This is a genomic window from Streptomyces sporangiiformans, assembly GCF_005768555.2.
Classification (GTDB): domain Bacteria; phylum Actinomycetota; class Actinomycetes; order Streptomycetales; family Streptomycetaceae; genus Streptomyces; species Streptomyces sporangiiformans.
In genome coordinates, this window is sequence record NZ_VCHX02000140.1 from 1 (window position 1) to 20,476 (window position 20,476).

Annotated in this window: 12 protein-coding genes and 1 pseudogene; 10 read left to right on the top strand and 3 right to left on the bottom strand. The window is 69.8% G+C overall.

Features of this window, described 5'->3' with window-relative positions; translation table 11 throughout:
• From FGD71_RS20665 to hflX, 4 genes and pseudogenes are all read left to right on the top strand, one after another.
• Positions 1–243: pseudogene (locus FGD71_RS20665) on the top strand (diaminopimelate epimerase); the annotation flags it as partial.
• Positions 244–409: 166 nt separating this feature from the next.
• Positions 410–2,530 (top strand): RelA/SpoT family protein, encoded by a 2,121-nt coding sequence (locus tag FGD71_RS20670; protein WP_119101966.1) that lies wholly within the window; start codon positions 410–412, stop codon positions 2,528–2,530.
• A gap of 68 nt (positions 2,531–2,598) precedes the next feature.
• Positions 2,599–4,113: a M1 family metallopeptidase gene (locus tag FGD71_RS20675; RefSeq protein WP_119101967.1), complete on the top strand. Its 1,515-nt coding sequence runs from the start codon at positions 2,599–2,601 to the stop codon at positions 4,111–4,113.
• Between the two features lie 191 nt (positions 4,114–4,304).
• Positions 4,305–5,798: a GTPase HflX gene (hflX, locus tag FGD71_RS20680; protein WP_119101968.1), complete on the top strand. Its 1,494-nt coding sequence runs from the start codon at positions 4,305–4,307 to the stop codon at positions 5,796–5,798.
• Positions 5,799–5,899: 101 nt separating this feature from the next.
• Here hflX and FGD71_RS20685 read toward each other — a convergent pair whose 3' ends face one another.
• Both FGD71_RS20685 and FGD71_RS20690 read right to left on the bottom strand, forming a co-directional pair.
• Entirely contained in the window at positions 5,900–7,105 is a 1,206-nt protein-coding gene (locus FGD71_RS20685) for a trypsin-like serine peptidase (protein ID WP_119101969.1), read from the bottom strand.
• A 182-nt stretch (positions 7,106–7,287) separates the two neighbouring features.
• Positions 7,288–8,523: a trypsin-like serine peptidase gene (locus FGD71_RS20690; RefSeq protein ID WP_119101970.1), complete on the bottom strand. Its 1,236-nt coding sequence runs from the start codon at positions 8,521–8,523 to the stop codon at positions 7,288–7,290.
• 368 nt (positions 8,524–8,891) lie between these two features.
• On the opposite strand from FGD71_RS20690, the gene FGD71_RS20695 reads away from it, so the two are divergent.
• The 4 genes from FGD71_RS20695 (at position 8,892) to FGD71_RS20710 (ending at position 15,382) form a co-directional block, all read left to right on the top strand.
• Positions 8,892–10,340 carry a diaminobutyrate--2-oxoglutarate transaminase family protein gene (locus FGD71_RS20695; RefSeq protein ID WP_240436689.1) on the top strand — a complete coding sequence of 483 codons (1,449 nt, stop codon included), beginning with the start codon at positions 8,892–8,894 and terminating at the stop codon, positions 10,338–10,340.
• A gap of 65 nt (positions 10,341–10,405) precedes the next feature.
• Positions 10,406–12,325, top strand: a complete 1,920-nt coding sequence (locus FGD71_RS20700; RefSeq protein ID WP_420878327.1) for an IucA/IucC family protein — start codon at positions 10,406–10,408, stop codon at positions 12,323–12,325.
• 39 nt (positions 12,326–12,364) lie between these two features.
• Positions 12,365–13,255: a GNAT family N-acetyltransferase gene (locus tag FGD71_RS20705; protein WP_119101971.1), complete on the top strand. Its 891-nt coding sequence runs from the start codon at positions 12,365–12,367 to the stop codon at positions 13,253–13,255.
• Positions 13,256–13,378: 123 nt separating this feature from the next.
• Entirely contained in the window at positions 13,379–15,382 is a 2,004-nt protein-coding gene (locus FGD71_RS20710; protein ID WP_119101972.1) for an ATP-dependent DNA helicase, read from the top strand.
• Positions 15,383–15,533: 151 nt separating this feature from the next.
• Here FGD71_RS20710 and lexA read toward each other — a convergent pair whose 3' ends face one another.
• Positions 15,534–16,316 carry a transcriptional repressor LexA gene (gene lexA, locus FGD71_RS20715; protein ID WP_119101973.1) on the bottom strand — a complete coding sequence of 261 codons (783 nt, stop codon included), beginning with the start codon at positions 16,314–16,316 and terminating at the stop codon, positions 15,534–15,536.
• 506 nt (positions 16,317–16,822) lie between these two features.
• On the opposite strand from lexA, the gene nrdR reads away from it, so the two are divergent.
• Both nrdR and FGD71_RS20725 read left to right on the top strand, forming a co-directional pair.
• A complete protein-coding gene (gene nrdR, locus FGD71_RS20720; RefSeq protein WP_119101974.1) occupies positions 16,823–17,374 on the top strand; it encodes a transcriptional regulator NrdR in 552 nt (183 codons plus the stop codon).
• A gap of 150 nt (positions 17,375–17,524) precedes the next feature.
• Positions 17,525–20,410 carry a vitamin B12-dependent ribonucleotide reductase gene (locus tag FGD71_RS20725; RefSeq protein WP_119101975.1) on the top strand — a complete coding sequence of 962 codons (2,886 nt, stop codon included), beginning with the start codon at positions 17,525–17,527 and terminating at the stop codon, positions 20,408–20,410.
• The last annotated feature ends 66 nt before the right edge of the window (positions 20,411–20,476 follow it).

The following is a 20,476-nucleotide window of genomic DNA, read 5'->3' on the forward strand; positions in this document are numbered from 1 at the left end:
CGCGGCGCCGGCGAGACCCGCTCGTGCGGCACGGGCGCGTGCGCCGTCGCCGTGGCCGCGGCGCGACGGGACGGGGCCGACCCCGCCGTGACCGGCGCCCCGGCGACGTACACCGTCGACGTGCCCGGCGGACGCCTGGTGATCACCGAGAGGCCCGACGGCGAGATCGAGATGACCGGCCCCGCCGTGATCGTCGCCGAGGGCGAGATCGACGCCGAGTGGCTCGAAACCATCACCCCCTGAACCTTCGCTCGAATGGGTGATCCGTTTCACGCTCGGCGAGAGGTGGTCAGCCGGGCGTGTTGAGGTCGGTAGCATCAAGCACCGGCCGGACGGGGGAATGACACATCCTCAGAGCCGTGTACGCCATGGGGCGCCCGTCCGCCGGTCGACGCAGCCGGAGGTGCCCATGAGTGCGGAGGCCACGAACCCCGCGACGCCCGGCCCTGTGACGCCCACAGCGCATCGCAGGAAGAGCCGCCCCCGGATCGACCTGCGCCGCCTCGGCCGGGCGGCGCTGCTCGGTCCGGCGGCCCGCGACCGGCTGCCGGACGCGATCAGTCACGTGGTCGAGGCCCATCGTGCCCACCACCCCGACGCCGACCTGGATCCGCTGCGCCGGGCGTACGTCCTCGCCGAGTCCTCGCACCGCGGCCAGATGCGCAAGAGCGGCGAGCCCTACATCACGCATCCGCTCGCCGTGACGTTGATCCTCGCCGAACTCGGCGCGGAGACCACGACCTTGACGGCGTCTTTGCTGCACGACACCGTCGAGGACACGGATGTGACGCTCGAACAGGTCGGGGAGGAGTTCGGCGAAGAGGTCCGCTATCTCGTCGACGGCGTCACCAAGTTGGAGAAGGTCGACTACGGCGCGGCAGCCGAGCCCGAGACCTTCCGCAAGATGCTCGTGGCCACCGGCAACGACGTACGCGTGATGTCGATCAAACTCGCCGACCGGCTGCACAACATGCGCACGCTCGGCGTCATGCGCCCCGAGAAGCAGGCCCGAATCGCCAAGGTGACAAGGGATGTTCTGATCCCGCTCGCCGAACGTCTCGGCGTCCAGGCGCTCAAGACCGAGCTCGAGGACCTCGTCTTCGCGATCCTGCACCCCGAGGCGTACGAGCACACCAGGGAGCTCATCGTCGACAACGCGGCGCGTGCCGACGACCCCCTCGCGGAGATCGCGGACGAGGTGCGCGCGGTCCTGCGCGAGGCCGGGCTGCAGGCCGAAGTCCTCATCCGGCCCCGGCACTTCGTCTCCGTGCACCGCACCTCCCGTAAGCGTGGACAACTGCGCGGCGCCGACTTCGGACGTGTCCTGGTGCTCGTGAACGAGGACGCCGACTGCTACGGAGTCCTCGGCGAACTGCACACCTGTCTCACGCCGGTGGTCTCGGAGTTCAAGGACTTCATCGCCGTCCCCAAGTTCAACCTGTACCAGTCGCTGCACACCGCCGTCGCCCGCCCGGACGGCCAGGTTGTCGAAGTCCTCATCCGTACGCACCAGATGCACAAGGCCGCCGAGGCCGGCGTCATCGCGCTCGGCAATCCGTACGCTCCTCCTTCGGAGGAGCAGGCCGACAGTGACGGCGAGCGCGCCGACCCCACCCGCCCCGGCTGGCTCTCCCGCCTCCTCGACTGGCAGGAGGCCGCCCCGGACCCCGACACGTTCTGGTCGACCCTGCGCGAGGACCTCGCCCAAGACCGGGAGATCACCGTCTTCCGCCCCGACGGGGGCACGCTCGGCCTGCCCGCGGGCGCCAGTTGTGTGGACGCCGCATACGCCCAGTACGGCGACGACGCCCACGCCTGCATGGGCGCACGCGTCAACGGCCGTCTGGCGACGCTGAGCACGGTTCTGCAGGACGGCGACACCGTGCAACTGCTCATGGGCCAGGACGCGTCCTCGGAGCCCTCCAGGGAGTGGCTGGAGCACGCGCACACGCCCGCCGCGCGCATCGCCATCCAGCGCTGGCTCGCCGCACACCCCTCGCCCGGCGAGGCGCCGGACGAGGAGATCCCCGCCGCGTCTCCCAGGCCTCCGGTCGACGGGCTCACCGTGCGCCCGACCGAAGCGAACGCCGTCGTCGACCAGCCCGGCGCGACCGTACGCCTCGCCGGCTGCTGTACGCCCGTACCGCCCGACACGGTCACCGGCTTCGCCGTACGCGGGGGAGTGGTGACCGTGCACCGCGTGGAGTGCTCCGCCGTGGCGCGCATGAAAGGCGTGGGGCGCACGGAGGTCGAGGTGCGCTGGGGCGACACCACGGAGTGCCGCGTCACGCTGGTCGCCGAGTCCTTCGGGCGGCCCCATCTGCTCGCCGACCTCACCGAAGCGATCGCCCTGGAGGACGTCGCCATCGTCTCGGCGACCGTCGAACCCCCCAGCCAGCAGCGCGTACGCCACACGTACACGCTCCAACTCCCGGACGCCGCACACCTTCCCGCGCTGATGCGGGCGATGCGCAACGTGCCGGGTGTGTACGACGTGAACCGGGCCCAGCATCAGGCGACGGCTCCGTAGGGACCCGTTCGGGTGGGCACGACGCGAGTCGTCGCAGCGCTCGGGGCGAGCGCTGATAGCCGTGGTCCATGCTGCTCACCCCCAGGACCCGCCCCCCGCTCCCGAAGGCCCCCAGACGCATCCGCAGGGCGCTGATCGCCTCAGCGGCCTCCGCCGCCTCCGTCTGTCTCATCGCCGCGAGCGCCCCGGCGCCGGCACCGCTCGGCATCGGCGACCGCCTCTTCCCTCACCTGGGCAATCCCGGGTACGACGTGATGGCGTACGACCTCGCCTTCACCTATCCCGGCAGCAACACCAAGCCGCTGCCGACGGTCACCACGATCGCCGCCCGGACGACGGAGTGGCTGGAGCAGGTCAACCTTGACTACTCGAGCGGGAGAGTGAGATCCGTCGAGGTCAACGGGGCTGCAGCGAAGTACCGTGGCGCGGGCGAGGACCTGGTGGTCACCCCGGCGACGCCACTGCCGCCCGGGAGCCGGATGAGGATCACCGTGCGACACGACAGCGACCCGGTGCCCGAAGAGGACGTGAAGAGCGGCTGGGTGCGGACCCGTGACGGTCTCGCGATGGCCAACCAGGCCGACGCCGCGCACCGGGTCTTCCCGGGCAACGACCACCCCTCCGACAAAGCGATGTTCACCGTCCGGATCACCGCGCCCAACGGCTACACGGCCGTGGCCAACGGACTGCCGGTGGCCGTGGCCCGCCGCGCGGCGACCACCACCTGGGCGTACCGAACCGCCCACCCCATGGCCACCGAGCTGGCCCAGGTGTCCATCGGCCGCTCCTCCGTGCTGCGCCGGAGTGGACCGGGCGGCCTTCCCGTACGGGACGTGGTGCCGGCCAAGGACCGCGAGCAGCTGGAGCCCTGGCTCGAGAAGACGCCCGACCAGATCGCCTGGATGGAGAGGAAGGTCGGCCGCTATCCCTTCGAGACGTACGGGCTGCTGGTCGCCGAGGCGCGAACAGGCTTCGAACTCGAGACGCAGACACTCTCTCTCTTCGAGAGAGAGCTCTTCACGCGCCCCGAGTACCCGAAGTGGTACGTCGAATCGATCATGGTGCATGAGCTGGCGCACCAGTGGTTCGGCGACAGCGTCACCCCACGCACCTGGTCCGACCTGTGGCTCAACGAAGGACACGCCACCTGGTACGAGGCCCTCTACGCGGAGGAAACGGCGGACAGGCCCCTGGAGAAACGCATGCGCGCGGCCTACCGGGCGTCCGACACATGGCGGGCCGCCGGAGGCCCGCCCGCGGCCCCCAAGGCGCCCGACTCGGCCGAAGGGATGAGCATCTTCAGGCCGAACGTCTACGACGGCAGCGCTCTGGTCCTGTACGCGCTGCGCCAGGAGATCGGGCGCCCGGCATTCGAGCGGCTGGAACGGACCTGGGTGAACGCCCACCGTGACGACACCGCGACGACCGCGGACTTCCAGCGCCTCGCGTCAGCCGTCGCGGGCCGCGATCTGAGCGGGTTCTTCAAGGCCTGGCTCTACGGCGAGAAGACCCCGCCCATGCCGGGGCACCCGGACTGGCGCAGCGCCGCGCCCGCCGAGCAGGGCGCGAGGAGCGCGCGATAACTCGGGTGACGAGACGAGCCGTGTCGTGCGAACATCTTCACGTCGACGACGCGGCCTTTCGGACCCGGGTCGACGACGCGGCCCTCCGGACAGACCTGGGGCCCGGGAATCTCCCGGCACCCCCGGACGTTGTCGCAAGTGACGGATCGCAGTCCGTCGCGCCACAGGTACCCCATCGACGTAAGGACCCAATGACCTCCTCTTCTTCCCCTTCCCAGGACTCGCAGAGCCTCGCGCAGAACCACCCCGAAGGTCTTCGGGCCGATGCCCTGATGGAAGAGGACGTCGCCTGGAGCCACGAGATCGACGGAGAGCGGGACGGCGACCAGTTCGACCGCTCCGACCGCGCGGCACTGCGCCGTGTCGCGGGCCTCTCCACCGAGCTCGAGGACGTCACCGAGGTCGAGTACCGGCAGCTTCGGCTGGAGCGTGTGGTGCTCGTCGGTGTGTGGACCTCGGGGACCGCGGCCGACGCGGACAACTCCCTCGCGGAGCTGGCCGCCCTCGCCGAGACCGCGGGCGCTCTGGTGCTCGACGGCGTGATCCAGCGCCGTGACAAGGCGGACCCGGCCACGTACATCGGCTCCGGCAAGGCCTACGAGCTGCGCGACATCGTGCTCGAGACCGGCGCGGACACCGTCATCTGCGACGGTGAGCTCTCGCCGGGCCAGCTGATCCACCTCGAGGACGTCGTCAAGGTCAAGGTGATCGACCGGACCGCCCTGATCCTCGACATCTTCGCCCAGCACGCCAAGTCCCGCGAGGGCAAGGCGCAGGTCGCGCTCGCACAGATGCAGTACATGCTGCCGCGGCTGCGAGGCTGGGGTCAGTCGCTGTCCCGGCAGATGGGCGGCGGCAAGGGCGGCGGCCTCGCCACCCGTGGTCCCGGTGAGACCAAGATCGAGACGGACCGGCGCCGTATCCGCGAGAAGATGGCGAAGATGCGCCGGGAGATCGCGGCCATGAAGACCGGCCGCGAGATCAAGCGCCAGGAGCGCCGGCGCAACAAGGTGCCCTCGGTCGCCATCGCCGGTTACACCAACGCGGGCAAGTCCTCGCTGCTCAACCGGCTGACGGGCGCGGGCGTGCTGGTCGAGAACGCGCTGTTCGCGACCCTCGACCCGACCGTGCGCCGGGCCGAGACGCCCAGCGGGCGGCTCTACACGCTCGCGGACACCGTCGGGTTCGTACGACACCTGCCGCACCACCTGGTCGAGGCGTTCCGCTCCACCATGGAAGAGGTCGGCGATTCCGACCTGATCCTGCATGTGGTCGACGGTTCGCACCCGGCTCCGGAGGAGCAGCTGGCCGCCGTACGTGAGGTGATCCGCGACGTGGGCGCGACCGGCGTGCCCGAGATCGTGGTGATCAACAAGGCGGACGCGGCCGACCCGCTGGTGCTCCAGCGGCTGATGCGGATCGAGAAGCGTTCCATCGCCGTCTCGGCCCGCACGGGTCAGGGCATCGACGAGCTGCTCGCGCTCATCGACGTCGAACTGCCGCGGCCCTCGGTCGAGCTCGAGGTGCTCGTGCCGTACACGCACGGCCGGCTCGTCGCCCGGGCCCACACCGAGGGCGAGGTGATCTCCGAGGAGCACACCCCGGAGGGCACGCTGCTGAAGGTGCGGGTGCACGAGGAGTTCGCGGCGGAGCTGGCGCCGTACGTTCCGACGCCCGCTCTCTGATCCACACGGCGCCATACCGCCGTACGGCGAAGGCCCGCCCCCTGCGAGGGGGGCGGGCCTTCGCCATGTGAGCGTGTACGGCGGTCACTTGTCCACGGCGGTCACTTGTCGCCGTACTGCTTGCTCATGTTGTCGAAGATCGCCTCGGCGCCCTGGCCCAGCTGCGGTCCGGCGAGCCACGTGTTGTCGGCGGGGCCGATCGACGTATTCGACACCAGCTTGGTCGTGCCGCCCACGACACGGAACCAGCCACCGCCGGACGAACCGCCGGTCATAGTGCAGCCGATGCGGTACATCGTCGGCAGCTGTGCGCCGAGCGAGAGACGGCCGGGCCGGTCGAGGCACTTGTGCATGATCAGACCGTTGTACGGCGGTGCGGCCGGGTAGCCCCAGGCGCCCATCGATCCGGCGGACGCTGCGGACGGTGTGGAGAAGTCGACGTCCAGGGCCGCGCCGACCGTCTCCTCGAGGGACTTGCCGCCCGATTCCGGCTTCACATGCAGCACCGCGTAGTCGTACGCGGCACCGGCGCCGCCCGTCTCCGAGCCGTTCTTGATCCACTCGTCGGACGTCGATGCCCAGTCCGCCCAGTACTGGCCGTACGGGGCGATCTCCTGCTGCGTCGCATTGGCCAGCTGCGCCTCGGACTTGCCGAGGTCGTTGTAGGCGGGCACGAAGGCGATGTTGCGGTACCAGCCGCCGCCACCGCCCGCGTGCACACAGTGGCCGGCGGTCCACACGAGGTTGGACTTGCCCGGGTTGCGCGGGTCCTTGACGATCGTGCCGGAGCAGACCATCGAGCCCTTGGGGGAGTCGAAGAAGACCTTGCCGACCGGAGCGGCGTTCTTGTGATACGGGGTCTTCTCGCGTGTGGCCGTGACCGGGGAGGGCGCCGGGTCACTGGTGCCCTGGCCGGCCGACGCGTCCTTCGCGGCGATCGTCTTGTCCGGGTCCTTGGCGGACTTCATCCGCTCGGGCTTCCAGAGACCCTTGATGACCGGGTTGACGAAGTCCTGTGCCTCACTGAGCCACTTGTCCTTGTCCCAGTCCTTCCAGGCGCCGTTCTTCCACTGGTCCACGTCGATGCCGTGGTCCTTGAGCTTGTCGGCGATGTCGGCGGGAACCTCGACCTGGTCGTTGCCCGCGGCCTCGGACGCGGTCGCGGCGGGCTTGTCGGCCGCCTTGTCGTCGCCCGTTTCGCAGGCGGTCGCGGTGAGCGCCAGCGCCGCCACGACTCCTGTGACGGTGAGGACGCGGCGTCGCCCGCGACGGCTCGCGAAGGACGGACGTGGACGTGTGGAACGCATGTGCTGTTACCCCCGATAGAACGTACATCTGTCATGCGCGCGTCAGAAAGCGGCTCGGAATCAGCTCGGGATGGAGCCCGCTCGAGCGCGACACCCCACTATGCCCGCCGAGTTGGGGACGAACAGGGGCGGGGCGGTGAAGATCTCCGTGAGCCGCCCCGCCCCTGTCCGTCCGCGCGCCGCTACCGCTTCCCGGCGAACTTCTCGCTCACCGCGTCGTAAATGCCCTTGGCTTCCTTGCCCAGGTGCGGACCCGCCAGCCAGCCGACGGTCACCGGGCCGATCGAGGTGTTGGACACCAGCGCCGGCTTGCCGTTCGAGCCCGTCGCCACCCAGCCGCCGCCGGACGAACCGCCGGTCATCGTGCAGCCGATGCGGTACATCGTCGGCTCGGCCTTGGCGATCGAGAGCCGGCCCGCCTTGTCCTGGCACTGGTACATGGTCTCGCCGTCGAACGGCTTGGCGGCCGGGTAACCCGTCGCCGTGATGTCGCCGACCTTGGACACGGCCGGGGCGTTGAAGTCCACCGGAAGGGCTGAACCGACGGTTTCCTCCAGGGACTTGCCGCCACTGCCCTCCTCCGGCGTCACATGAATGACGGCGAAGTCGTACGAGGCACCCTGGCCGCCCGTCGCGCCGCCCCGCTCGATCCACTGGTCCGAGGTCTGAGCCCAGTCACCCCACCAGACACCGTACGGAGCGACCTGCTCCTTGGTGACGCCCTGGAGCTCCGCCGCCGACTTGGCGTCGTTGTTGTACGAGGGCACGAAGGCGATGTTGCGGTACCAGCCGCCCTTCTTGCCGGCGTGCACGCAGTGGCCCGCGGTCCACACGAGGTTGGACTTGCCCGGGTGGGCCGGGTCCTCGACCACGGTCGCGGAGCAGACCATGGTGCCCTCGGGGGAGTCGAAGAACACCTTGCCCGCCTCGGGGGCGTTGTCGTGGTACGCCGCCTGCACGGGCTGCGCCTCAACGGGTGCCGGCTCCGGGTCGGTGACTCCCTGGTCGCCGGCGAGATCGCTGTCGTCGACGCCCTTGCCCTGGTCCGGGTCCTCGGCCTCACGCATGCGGTCCGGGTCCCACAGGTCCTTGATGATCGGGTTGATGAAGTCACCGGCCTCGCGCAGCCAGTCGTCCTTGTCCCAGTTCTTCCAGGCGCCGCCCTTCCACTGGTCCAGGTCGATCCCGTGTTCCTTGAGCCGGTCCTTGATGTCGTCCGGGATCTTGATCTTGTCGTCGCCGCCGGTGGTCGCGGAGGCGGACGCCTCGCCACCCGCGTTCGTGTCGTCGCCCGACTCGCAAGCGGTGGCGGTCAGCGCCAGAGCCGTGGCCAGACCGACCGCGGCCAGTACGGGGGAGGGTCCGCGGCGCGTGCTCCTCCCTCGGCGAGCGGCGAAGAGCGGGCGTATGGATCGCATGGTGTAACTCCCCCTGGGCGTAAGAGAACTCAAGGCTGCCTCTGCAGCTTCGTACGGATCTGTCGATCCGGATTCCTTGACCGACCGTGGACGCTGATCAGCAAGGAGGGCCGAACGGCACCACACACTATGCCGTTGCTGTGGGGGACTTCCGATGGAACGGCAACGGTTCCGTCACGGCAAGGATCTTCGTCCCACCGTTGCCCCTCGCGATCCACGTCGTTGGTACGTACGGGGGACGTTCTGCCTGCGTTCATCCCTCGGCCACCCCGTCGGGTGGCCGAGCAACTCGCCTCTGGACAGCGGGAGGACCGACAGACGTGGCCGTGACCGAGTCTGCGCCCGGGGCGCGTGCTTTTGGCAGGGCGATCAGGACACGAGATGCAGCGACGCGAGCGGCGCGCGCCACCGGGGAAGCGCCCTCGGCGCACGAGGGGATCCTGCGGCGGCAGTCGGCGCGTGAGTCCGCCGCGCGCACCTATGCGCGCGCTCTGCCGATCGTGCCCGTGCGGGCGCGTGGGCTGACGATCGAAGGGGCTGACGGGTGCCGCTACCTCGACTGTCTGTCGGGGGCAGGGACGTTGGCCCTCGGGCACAACCATCCGGTGGTGCTGGAGGCGATCAGAAAGGTGCTCGACTCGGGGGCGCCGCTGCACATTCTCGACCTGGCCACCCCCGTCAAGGACGCCTTCACCACCGAGCTGTTCCGTACGCTGCCGCCCGGGTTCGCCGAGCACGCGCGCGTGCAGTTCTGCGGGCCCGCGGGCACGGACGCGGTCGAGGCGGCGCTGAAGCTGGTACGCGCCGCGACCGGGCGCACCGGGATGTTCGCCTTCGCCGGCGCCTACCACGGGATGACCGCGGGGGCGCTCGAAGCATCCGGGGGCGCGCCGGATGTACGCGTCGCGCGCCTGCCCTATCCGCAGGACTACCGCTGCCCGTTCGGTATCGGCGGCGAGCGCGGGGCCGAACTGGCCGCGCGCTGGACGGAGTCCCTCCTCGACGACACCAAGTCCGGAGTACCGAAGCCCGCCGGAATGATCCTGGAACCGGTGCAGGGCGAGGGCGGCGTGATTCCGGCGCGCGACGACTGGATGCGGCGGATCCGGGAGATCACGTCCGCCCGCTCCATCCCCCTGATCGCCGATGAGATCCAGACCGGCGTCGGGCGTACCGGCACCTTCTGGGCCGTGGAACACAGCGGCATCACGCCCGACGTGATGGTTCTGTCCAAGGCCATCGGCGGCAGCCTGCCCCTGGCAGTCGTGGTCTACCGCGACGACCTCGACGTGTGGGAACCCGGCGCCCACGCCGGCACGTTTCGCGGCAACCAGCTCGCCATGGCCGCCGGCGCGGCGACCCTTGCGTACGTCCGTGAGAACCGGCTCGCCGACCGAGCCGCCCTCCTGGGCGCACGCATGCTGAACCAACTGCGGGCCTTGGCCGCCGAGTTCCCCTGCATCGGCGACGTGCGAGGGCGGGGGCTGATGATCGGCGTCGAGTTCGTGGACCCCGAGGAGCCGACCACGCCCGGCACGGCGGGCTCCTTTGCCGACCCGTGCCTGGCCGACCCGCGCCCCGCCGACCCGTGCCCGGCCGATCCGTGCCCCGCCGCCCCCGAGCTGGCCGCCGCCGTTCAGCGGGAGTGCCTGCGCCGTGGCCTGATCGTGGAACTCGGCGGACGCCACTCCAGCGTGGTGCGACTGCTGCCGCCCCTGACGATCACCGATGAACAGGTGGACGCGGTGCTGGAGCGGCTGGCGGATGCCGTGACGACGGTCGCGGCGGCGCAACCGCCTCCTGCCACCGGACGGTGACAGCCGCGGGGGCATGGCCTGCCGGCCTCGTCCCCCCGCACCCATCGAGAGCAGAAAGAACTCACTTGAACGTCACCCCCGCACCCGACGCTCACCCCCACATCGCCGAGCGAGGAAACCGCGGTACGCAGGTCCGGGCCCCGCACGGACCGGGAACGGAAGCAGTCCCCGGGCAGAAGGGCGGGCCCGGGAACTCCGAGCAGCCGCGCGGCGCCGGCGCCGACCTGCTGGAGCATCCCGACCCGCACACCGCTGCCCAGGCCGCGGCCGTGGAGAACCTGCTGCGCTGCTGGGTACGGGAGAACGACCTCGCCGCCCCCGACGACGGCACCCTCCGCATCCCCCTTCCCGCAAGTGGCACCGTCCTCGTCGTCCCGGTCCACTACTGGTCCCCGACGGGCTGGCACCGCTTCGGCCTCCCTTACCTCTCCGACGCCTCCGACCAGTCGCCGCCCACCGACGCGGTCACGCTGGCTGCTCTCCTCGGACGAGAGGCGCTGACGAGCCACAAGGAGGGCAGCGGGGACCTGGTGGGCCGAGTCGCCGACTCCGTCCGGCGAACCGTCGTGTTCATCAGCGACCGCAGGCAGCACCCCGCCGACGGCACCGACCTCTTCCTGGCCGCCGAGCAGTTGCTGTTGCTCGGACACCCGCTGCACCCCACCCCGAAGAGCCGTGAGGGGCTCTCCGACGCCGAAACCCGGCTCTACTCACCCGAGTCGCGCGGCTCCTTCCCGCTGCACTGGCTGGCCGTCGCCCCCTCCGCACTCGCCACGGACTCGGCCTGGACCGAGCGCGGCCGCCCCGTGCCCGCCGGGCAGCTCACCGCCAGGCTCGCCGGTGCCGGGCTGCCGCTCCGCGACGGGTACACCGCACTCCCCATGCACCCCTGGCAGATGCGCGAGGTCCGCCACCGCCCCGAGACGGCGAGACTGCTGGACGCGGGTCTGCTCCAGGACCTCGGCCTCCACGGTTCCCCGTGGCACCCCACCTCCTCCGTACGCACCCTCTACCGATCCGGCGCCCCGGCGATGCTGAAGCTGTCGCTCGGCCTGCCCATCACCAACTCCCGCCGGGAGAACCTCCGTAAGGAACTCCATCGCGGCGTCGAAGTCCACCGTCTGCTGCGGAGCGGTCTCGCCGAACAATGGCAGGCGGCCCACCCGGGCTTCGACATCGTCCGGGACCCGGCCTGGGCCGGCGTCAACGACCCGGAGGGGAACCCCGTGCCCGGGCTCGACATGGTGATCCGCCACAACCCGTTCACACCGACGGACGCCGTCTCCTGCATCGCGGGACTCGTCTCACCCAGGCCCCAGGTCCAGCCCGGCGGACCGTCCGGCCCCGAGCAGGGCGGACCCCCGATGCGGTCCCGGCTCGCCGAGATCGTCACACGCCTCGCCGGACACACCGGCCGACCGCGCGGCGCCGTCGCCACCGAGTGGTTCCTCCGCTACCTGGAACAGGTGATCCGGCCCGTCCTCTGGCTGGACAGCGAGGCCGGTATCGCCCTGGAGGCCCACCAGCAGAACACCCTGGTCCTGCTGGACTCGCAGGGCTGGCCCGCGGGCGGCCGCTACCGCGACAACCAGGGCTACTACTTCCGCGAGTCCCGGCGCGCGGAACTGGACAACCGACTCCCGGGCATCGGCGGGCGCAGCGACACCTTCGTCTCCGACGAGGTCACCGACGAGCGCTTCGCCTACTACCTCGCCGTCAACAACGTGCTCGGCCTCGTCGGCGCCTTCGGCTCCCAGCGCCTCGCCGACGAACGGCTGTTGCTCGCCGCCTTCCGCCGCTTCCTCGCCGACGTCGCCTCGGGTCCCGCCCGGCTGCGCACACCCCTGCCCTCTCACCTGCTCGACTCACCCGTACTGCGCTGCAAGGCCAACCTGCTGACCCGGCTGCACGGACTCGACGAACTCATCGGCCCGGTCGACACCCAGTCCGTCTACGTCACCATCGCCAACCCCCTTCATTCCTGAGGAACATGACCCACCCCAACTCCTGAGAGGAGCGTCGCCGTGCCTCCCACCGATGCGAGCGCCGACGCCGGTACCGCCCCCATCACGCCCCTCGGCAGCGGCTCGGGCCCCGGCACGGACAGCGAGGAGACGCTCGACCTGCGCCTGCCCGACGAACTCGTCGCGCTCTTCGCCGAGGAGGCCGAAGCGGCCCGAGCAGCCGGGGCAGCCCGACCTGCCGGGGGAGTGGCGGCACGGGGCGACGAGGCGGGCACGGCGCAGCCCTCAGGGGACGGCACCGCGAAGCCCTCAGGGGACGGCACCGCGAAGCCCTCAGAGGCGGGCACGGCCAAGCCCCCAACCGTCACCCCGGCCGGTGACGACCTGCTCGGCCACGTCGGCGCCTGGGGCCCGATCGCCACCCCCGTGGGCGAATTCCGCCTCGCTCCCGTGTGCGTCGAGCGCGACCTCCCGCTCATCAGCCGTTGGATGAACGACCCCGCCGTCGCGGCGTTCTGGGAGCTTGCGGGGCCGGAATCGGTGGCCGAGGGCCATCTGCGCGCCCAGCTCGACGGAGACGGCCGCAGCGTGCCCTGTCTCGGAGTGCTGGACGACATGCCCATGAGCTACTGGGAGATCTACCGCGCGGACCTCGACCCCCTGGCCCGCCACTACCCCGCTCGCCCTCACGACACCGGAATCCACTTCCTCATCGGCGGTGTCGCCAACCGCGGGCGAGGAATCGGCTCAACCCTGCTCAGAGCCGTCTCCGACCTCGTACTCGACCGTCGAACCTCCTGCGCGCGTGTCATCGCGGAACCCGATCTTCGCAACACCCCTTCCGTGTCGGCCTTCCTGAGCGCCGGCTTCCGGTACGCGGCCGAGGTCGACCTGCCCGGCAAACGGGCGGCCCTCATGGTCCGGGACCGGACCCTGCGTGATCTGCTGTAGAGCCATCACTTCCAGTAACGACACTTCGGCCTTGATCAACGCCTTCGTACACGTCTTGATCGCGCCCCTGGACTCGGAGTTGATCGCCCGGTTGTCAGTGCCGCGCCGTAGGGTGGACGCGCTATGACAGAGCCCTCACTCCCCGAACTCCTGCATGCCGCCGTCACAGCCGTCGGCGGTACGGAGCGCCCTGGCCAGGTGACCATGGCCGAAGCCGTCTCGGAGGCCATCGACGACGGCTCCCACCTGCTGGTCCAGGCCGGCACCGGCACGGGAAAGTCGCTCGGCTATCTGGTGCCCGCGCTCGCGCGCGGTGACCGGGTCGTCGTGGCGACGGCCACGCTGGCGCTCCAGCGGCAGCTCGTGGAGCGGGACCTTCCGCGTACGGTCGACGCGCTGCATCCGCTGCTGCGCCGTCGCCCCGAGTTCGCGATGCTCAAGGGCCGGTCGAACTACCTGTGCCTGCACCGCCTCCATGAAGGCATGCCGCAGGACGAGGAAGAGGGGCTGTTCGACCAGTTCGAGGCGGCCGCGCCCACCAGCAAGCTGGGCCAGGACCTGCTGCGGCTGCGGGACTGGGCGGACGACACCGACACCGGTGACCGCGACGACCTCACCCCCGGCGTCTCCGACCGGGCCTGGTCACAGATCTCCGTGTCCTCCAGGGAGTGCCTGGGCGCCTCGAAGTGCGCGTACGGCGCCGAGTGCTTCGCCGAGATGGCGCGCGAGCGTGCGAAGCTCGCGGAGGTCGTCGTCACGAATCACGCTCTCCTGGCGATCGATGCCATCGAGGGTGCCCCGGTCCTGCCCCAGCATGAGGTGCTGATCGTCGACGAGGCCCATGAGCTGGTCTCCCGTGTCACCGGCGTCGCCACCGGCGAGCTCACCCCCGGCCAGGTCAACCGCGCCGTCCGCCGCGCCGCGAAGCTCGCCAACGAGAAGGCGGCCGACCAGCTCCAGTCGGCTGCCGAGGGCTTCGAGCGTCTGATGGAGCTGGCCCTGCCGGGCCGCCTGGAGGAGATTCCCGAGGACCTCGGGTACGCGCTGATGGCGCTGCGCGACGCCGCCCGTACGGTGATCTCGGCGATCGGGGCGACACGCGACAAGTCGGTGGGGGACGAGGACGCGGTGCGCAAGCAGGCGCTCGCTTCGGTCGAGACGATCCACGACGTTGCCGAGCGGATCACGAACGGCTCGGAGTGGGACGTCGTGTGGTACGAGCGCCACGACCGTTTCGGTGCCTCCCTGCGCGTCGCGCCCATGTCCGTCTCGGGTCTCCTCAGGGAGAAGCTCTTCACGGACCGTTCGGTGGTCCTGACCTCGGCGACGCTCAAGCTCGGCGGCGACTTCAACGGAGTGGGGGCGTCGCTGGGCCTGGCGCCCGAGGGCACGGAGGGCGAGGAACTCCCGCAGTGGAAGGGTGTCGACGTCGGCTCGCCCTTCGACTACCCGAAGCAGGGCATCCTGTATGTCGCCAAGCACCTGGCGCGCCCCGCGCGGGACGGCGACCGCGCGGACATGCTGGACGAGCTGACGGAGCTGGTCCAGGCGGCCGGCGGCCGGACCCTCGGCCTCTTCTCCTCGATGCGGGCCGCTCAGCTGGCGGCCGAAGAACTGCGCTCCCGCATTCCCGAGTTCCCGATCCTCCTCCAGGGCGAGGAGACGCTGGGCGAGCTGATCAAGAACTTCGCGGCGGACCCGAAGACCTGTCTCTTCGGAACGCTCTCGCTCTGGCAGGGCGTTGATGTCCCGGGCCCCAGCTGCCAGCTGGTCGTCATGGACAAGATCCCTTTCCCCCGCCCGGACGACCCGCTGATGAGCGCCCGCCAGAAGGCGGTCGAGGACGCGGGGGGCAACGGCTTCATGGCCGTCGCCGCCACGCACGCGGCCCTGCTCATGGCCCAGGGCGCCGGCCGTCTCGTACGCGCGACAGGGGACCGGGGCGTGGTCGCCGTGCTGGACCAGCGTCTGGCCACGGCCCGGTACGGCAGCTATCTGAAGGCGTCACTGCCCGACTTCTGGTACACGACGGACCGTAACCAGGCGCGCAGGTCGCTGGCCGCGATCGACGAAGTGGCGCGGAAGGCTGAGATCGACGAGGCTGCCCGCACGGCGGAGAGCGAATAGACGACTGCGCTGTCCCGGGCCCTGGCCGGGGACAGCGCAGACGTGAGCCGTCCCGCCACGGCGGGGGCTCGGACAGAGCTGGGCCCCGGAACCGGCGCAGGTGGTCCCGGGGCCCGGATCAGGGGCGGAGGTATGTCGCCCGCCGCCGCGGTCAGACCCGCCGCAGCACTGCCACGACCTTGCCGAGGATGGTCGCCTCGTCGCCGGGAATCGGCTGGTACGCGGAGTTGTGGGGCAGCAGCCAGACGTGTCCGTCCTCGCGCTTGAAGCGCTTGACCGTGGCCTCACCGTCCAGCATGGCCGCCACGATGTCGCCGTTCTCGGCGACCGGCTGGCGGCGTACGGTCACCCAGTCACCGTCGCAGATCGCGGCCTCGATCATCGAGTCACCGACGACCTTCAGGACGAACAGCTCGCCGTCCCCGACCAGCTGCCGGGGCAGGGGGAACACGTCCTCGACCGACTCCTCGGCGAGGATCGGGCCACCGGCGGCGATCCGGCCGACCAGCGGGACGTACGACGCGGCCGGCTTGCCTGCCGTGTCGGTGGGCTGCGCGGTGGACTGGTCGGAGCCCCGGACCTCGTACGCACGCGGCCGGTGGGGGTCGCGGCGCAGGAAGCCCTTGCGCTCGAGTGCCATCAGCTGGTGTGCGACCGAGGAGGTGCTGGAGAGCCCCACGGCCTGCCCGATCTCGCGCATCGACGGCGGGTAGCCGCGCCGCTGCACCGAGTCCCTGATCACCTCGATCACCCGGCGCTGCCGGTCGGTGAGGCCGGAGCTGTCCGCCCGGATGCCTGGAGGTCGGCCCGGCAGGGAGCGTGTGGGCTTGGGGCCCTCCTGGTTCACTGCTTCATTCATGGCATGCACCGGCTCGAGTCGGCCCTGGGAGCGGTCCTGGGCAGTGATGGCGGCAGTGTCTGCGGTGGTGGTCACGTCGGCCCCTCTCGTTCGTCTCCCTGCTGGACAACGGTAGTTGCTTTCGAAAGGTTGCGCCAAACACACGTTCGAGTGAAAAATCCCGAACCGTCTGCCGCGATCATGTGTCTGGGTGTATGGCCAACGCTGCACCCGGCGGGCAAAACGGTTCATTGTTGTACTCTTCACCGCCGGGGCGACGACCTCGTGGGTCGCGGCCCAGTTTGCCACCCGGTGTCCCGTCAACCGTGAACCGGCCCTCCGCGCGGCGCCCACGCTATCCCCGCAGGTCCCGGGACCGATACGGGTGTGCGGCAGATGGCGACATCGGCAAGACACGCATTCATGGGTCGAATCTGCAGCCAAAACCCCAGATCTAGTGGTTGGATGGCATCAGCGGCCCAGAAGTTGTGGTTGCCCCGGTCTTCAGGGGACTCGATCATCGCCTATGCTGGGGCCTGCTTCGAGGGGCCCAAGGGCCTGTCGAGGCTACTGAGTCGTGTGTGAAGGAGGGTTGGAGTTCGATGCACTGCCCCTTCTGCAGGCACCCCGACAGCCGTGTTGTCGACAGCCGGACGACCGACGACGGTACGTCGATCCGCAGGCGCCGCCAGTGTCCCGACTGCTCCCGTCGGTTCACCACGGTGGAGACGTGCTCGCTCATGGTGGTCAAGCGGTCCGGAGTCACCGAACCCTTCAGCCGTACCAAGGTCATCAACGGCGTCCGCAAGGCATGCCAGGGACGGCCTGTCACCGAGGACGCACTCGCCCAGCTCGGCCAGCGGGTCGAGGAGGCGGTGCGCGCCACCGGAAGCGCCGAACTGACCACCCATGACGTGGGGTTGGCCATACTCGGACCACTGCAGGAGCTGGACCTCGTCGCCTATCTGCGGTTCGCGTCCGTGTACCGGGCGTTCGACTCGCTGGAGGACTTCGAGGCCGCCATCACGGAACTCAGGCAAGACACGCGGAGCCCCGCCGCGGACGACGATGACGCGGGCACGGGGCGAGAGGGAAACGATCGCGGGTCCGGAGCGACTGCTGAAGTCTCCGTGCCCGCCCACGCCGCCGACTGACGGGAGGGCCGGCTGGGACCGGCTGATCGGCGGCGACCAGAGACCTGTTGCGAGCGGACGCGTATGCGGTGCGCGCAACACCAGACACACACCGTGCCCCGGGAAGAACGAGGCACTTCAGGGCGTTTTAGCCCGATACAGGGAGGCGGCATGACAGAGACGGCGAGCGGTCCGGCACGAGGTTCCCGAGCCAAGGGTTCCAAGGGCAGCAAGGGGCTGCGTATCGAGCGCATCCACACCACCCCGGGCGTGCACCCGTATGACGAGGTGGCCTGGGAGCGCCGTGATGTCGTCATGACCAACTGGCGCGACGGCTCGGTCAACTTCGAGCAGCGTGGCGTCGAGTTCCCCGAGTTCTGGTCGGTGAACGCGGTCAATATCGTCACCAGCAAGTACTTCCGTGGTGCCGTCGGCACCCCGCAGCGCGAGGTGAGCCTCAAGCAGCTCATCGACCGCATCGTGAAGACGTACCGGAAGGCCGGAGAGGACCACAAGTACTTCGCCTCGCCCGCCGACGCCGAGATCTTCGAGCACGAGCTGGCGTACGCCCTCCTGCACCAGGTCTTCAGCTTCAACTCGCCGGTGTGGTTCAACGTCGGCACGCCCCAGCCCCAGCAAGTCTCCGCCTGCTTCATCCTGGCCGTCGACGACTCCATGGAGTCGATCCTCGACTGGTACAAGGAAGAGGGCATGATCTTCAAGGGCGGCTCCGGTGCCGGTCTGAACCTCTCCCGTATCCGCTCCTCCAAGGAACTGCTCTCCTCCGGCGGCAACGCCTCGGGTCCCGTCTCCTTCATGCGCGGCGCCGACGCCTCCGCAGGAACGATCAAGTCGGGCGGCGCCACCCGCCGCGCCGCCAAGATGGTCATCCTCGACGTCGACCACCCGGACATCGAGGGCTTCATCGAGACCAAGGTCAAGGAAGAGGAGAAGATCCGCGCCCTCCGTGACGCGGGCTTCGACATGGACCTGGGCGGCGACGACATCACGTCCGTCCAGTACCAGAACGCCAACAACTCGGTCCGCGTGAACGACGAGTTCATGAAGGCCGTGGAGAACGGCGACAAGTTCGGCCTGCGCGCCCGTATGACCGGCGAGGTCCTCGAGGAGGTCGACGCCAAGTCGCTCTTCCGCAAGATGGCCGAGGCCGCCTGGGCCTGCGCCGACCCCGGCATCCAGTACGACGACACCATCAACCACTGGCACACGTGCCCGGAGTCGGGCCGGATCAACGGCTCGAACCCCTGCAGCGAGTACATGCACCTGGACAACACGTCCTGCAACCTCGCCTCGCTGAACCTGATGAAGTTCCTCAAGGACGACGGCCTGGGCAACCAGGCCTTCGAGATCGAGCGCTTCTCGAAGGTCGTCGAGCTGGTCATCACGGCGATGGACATCTCCATCTGCTTCGCGGACTTCCCGACCACGAAGATCGGCGAGAACACCCGCGCTTTCCGTCAGCTGGGCATCGGTTACGCCAACCTCGGCGCCCTCCTGATGGCGACCGGCCACGCGTACGACTCCGACGGCGGCCGCTCCCTCGCCGGTGCCATCACCTCGCTGATGACGGGTACGTCGTACAAGCGCTCCGCGGAGCTCGCCGCGGTCGTGGGCCCGTACGACGGCTACGCCCGCAACGCGCAGCCGCACCTGCGCGTCATGAAGCAGCACTCCGACGCCAACGCCGTGGCCGTCCGCATCGACGACCTGGACTCCCCGGTCTGGGCCGCCGCCACGGAGGCCTGGCAGGACGTGCTCCGGCTCGGCGAGAAGAACGGCTTCCGCAACTCCCAGGCGTCCGTCATCGCCCCGACCGGCACCATCGGTCTCGCGATGTCCTGTGACACGACCGGGCTCGAGCCCGACCTCGCGCTGGTCAAGTTCAAGAAGCTGGTCGGCGGCGGCTCGATGCAGATCGTCAACGGCACCGTGCCGCAGGCCCTGCGCCGCCTGGGCTACCAGGAGGAGCAGGTCGAGGCGATCGTCGCCCACATCGCCGACCACGGCAATGTGATCGACGCCCCGGGCCTCAGGCACGAGCACTACGAGGTGTTCGACTGCGCCATGGGCGAGCGTTCCATCTCCGCGATGGGCCACGTCCGCATGATGGCCGCGATCCAGCCATGGATCTCCGGGGCGCTCTCCAAGACGGTCAACCTCCCTGAGAGCGCCACCGTCGAGGACGTCGAAGAGGTCTACTTCGAGGCCTGGAAGCTGGGCGTCAAGGCGCTCGCGATCTACCGCGACAACTGCAAGGTCGGCCAGCCGCTCTCCGCGAAGAAGAAGGAAGAGAAGATCGCGGAGAAGGCGGAGGAGACCATCCGCGAGGCGGTGGAGAAGGTCGTCGAGTACCGACCGGTCCGCAAGCGCCTTCCCAAGGGCCGGCCCGGCATCACCACCTCCTTCACGGTGGGCGGCGCCGAGGGCTACATGACCGCCAACTCCTACCCGGACGACGGTCTCGGCGAGGTCTTCCTGAAGATGTCGAAGCAGGGTTCCACCCTCGCCGGCATGATGGACGCCTTCTCGATCGCCGTCTCCGTGGGCCTGCAGTACGGCGTCCCGCTGGAGACGTACGTTTCGAAGTTCACCAACATGCGCTTCGAGCCGGCCGGTATGACGGACGACCCGGATGTGCGGATGGCGCAGTCGATCGTCGACTACATCTTCCGCCGCCTGGCGCTCGACTTCCTGCCCTTCGAGACCCGCTCCGCGCTCGGCATCCACTCCGCCGAGGAGCGTCAGCGCCATCTGGAGACGGGGTCGTACGAGCCGAGCGACGACGAGGTCGACGTCGAGGGCCTCGCCCAGTCCGCGCCCCGCGCGCAGGAACTGAAGGCCGTCGTCACCCCGAAGACCGAGGTCGAGGCGGCCAAGCCCGCCCCGCAGCAGGCGCACACCAGTGCCGAACTGGTGGAGATGCAGCTGGGTATCCAGGCGGACGCCCCCCTGTGCTTCTCCTGCGGCACGAAGATGCAGCGGGCCGGGTCCTGCTACATCTGCGAGGGCTGCGGTTCCACCAGCGGTTGCAGCTGACGCTGAAGCACTGAAGGGCTGAAGCACTGAAGGGCGGCACGGCCACAGGCCGTGCCGCCCTTCGGC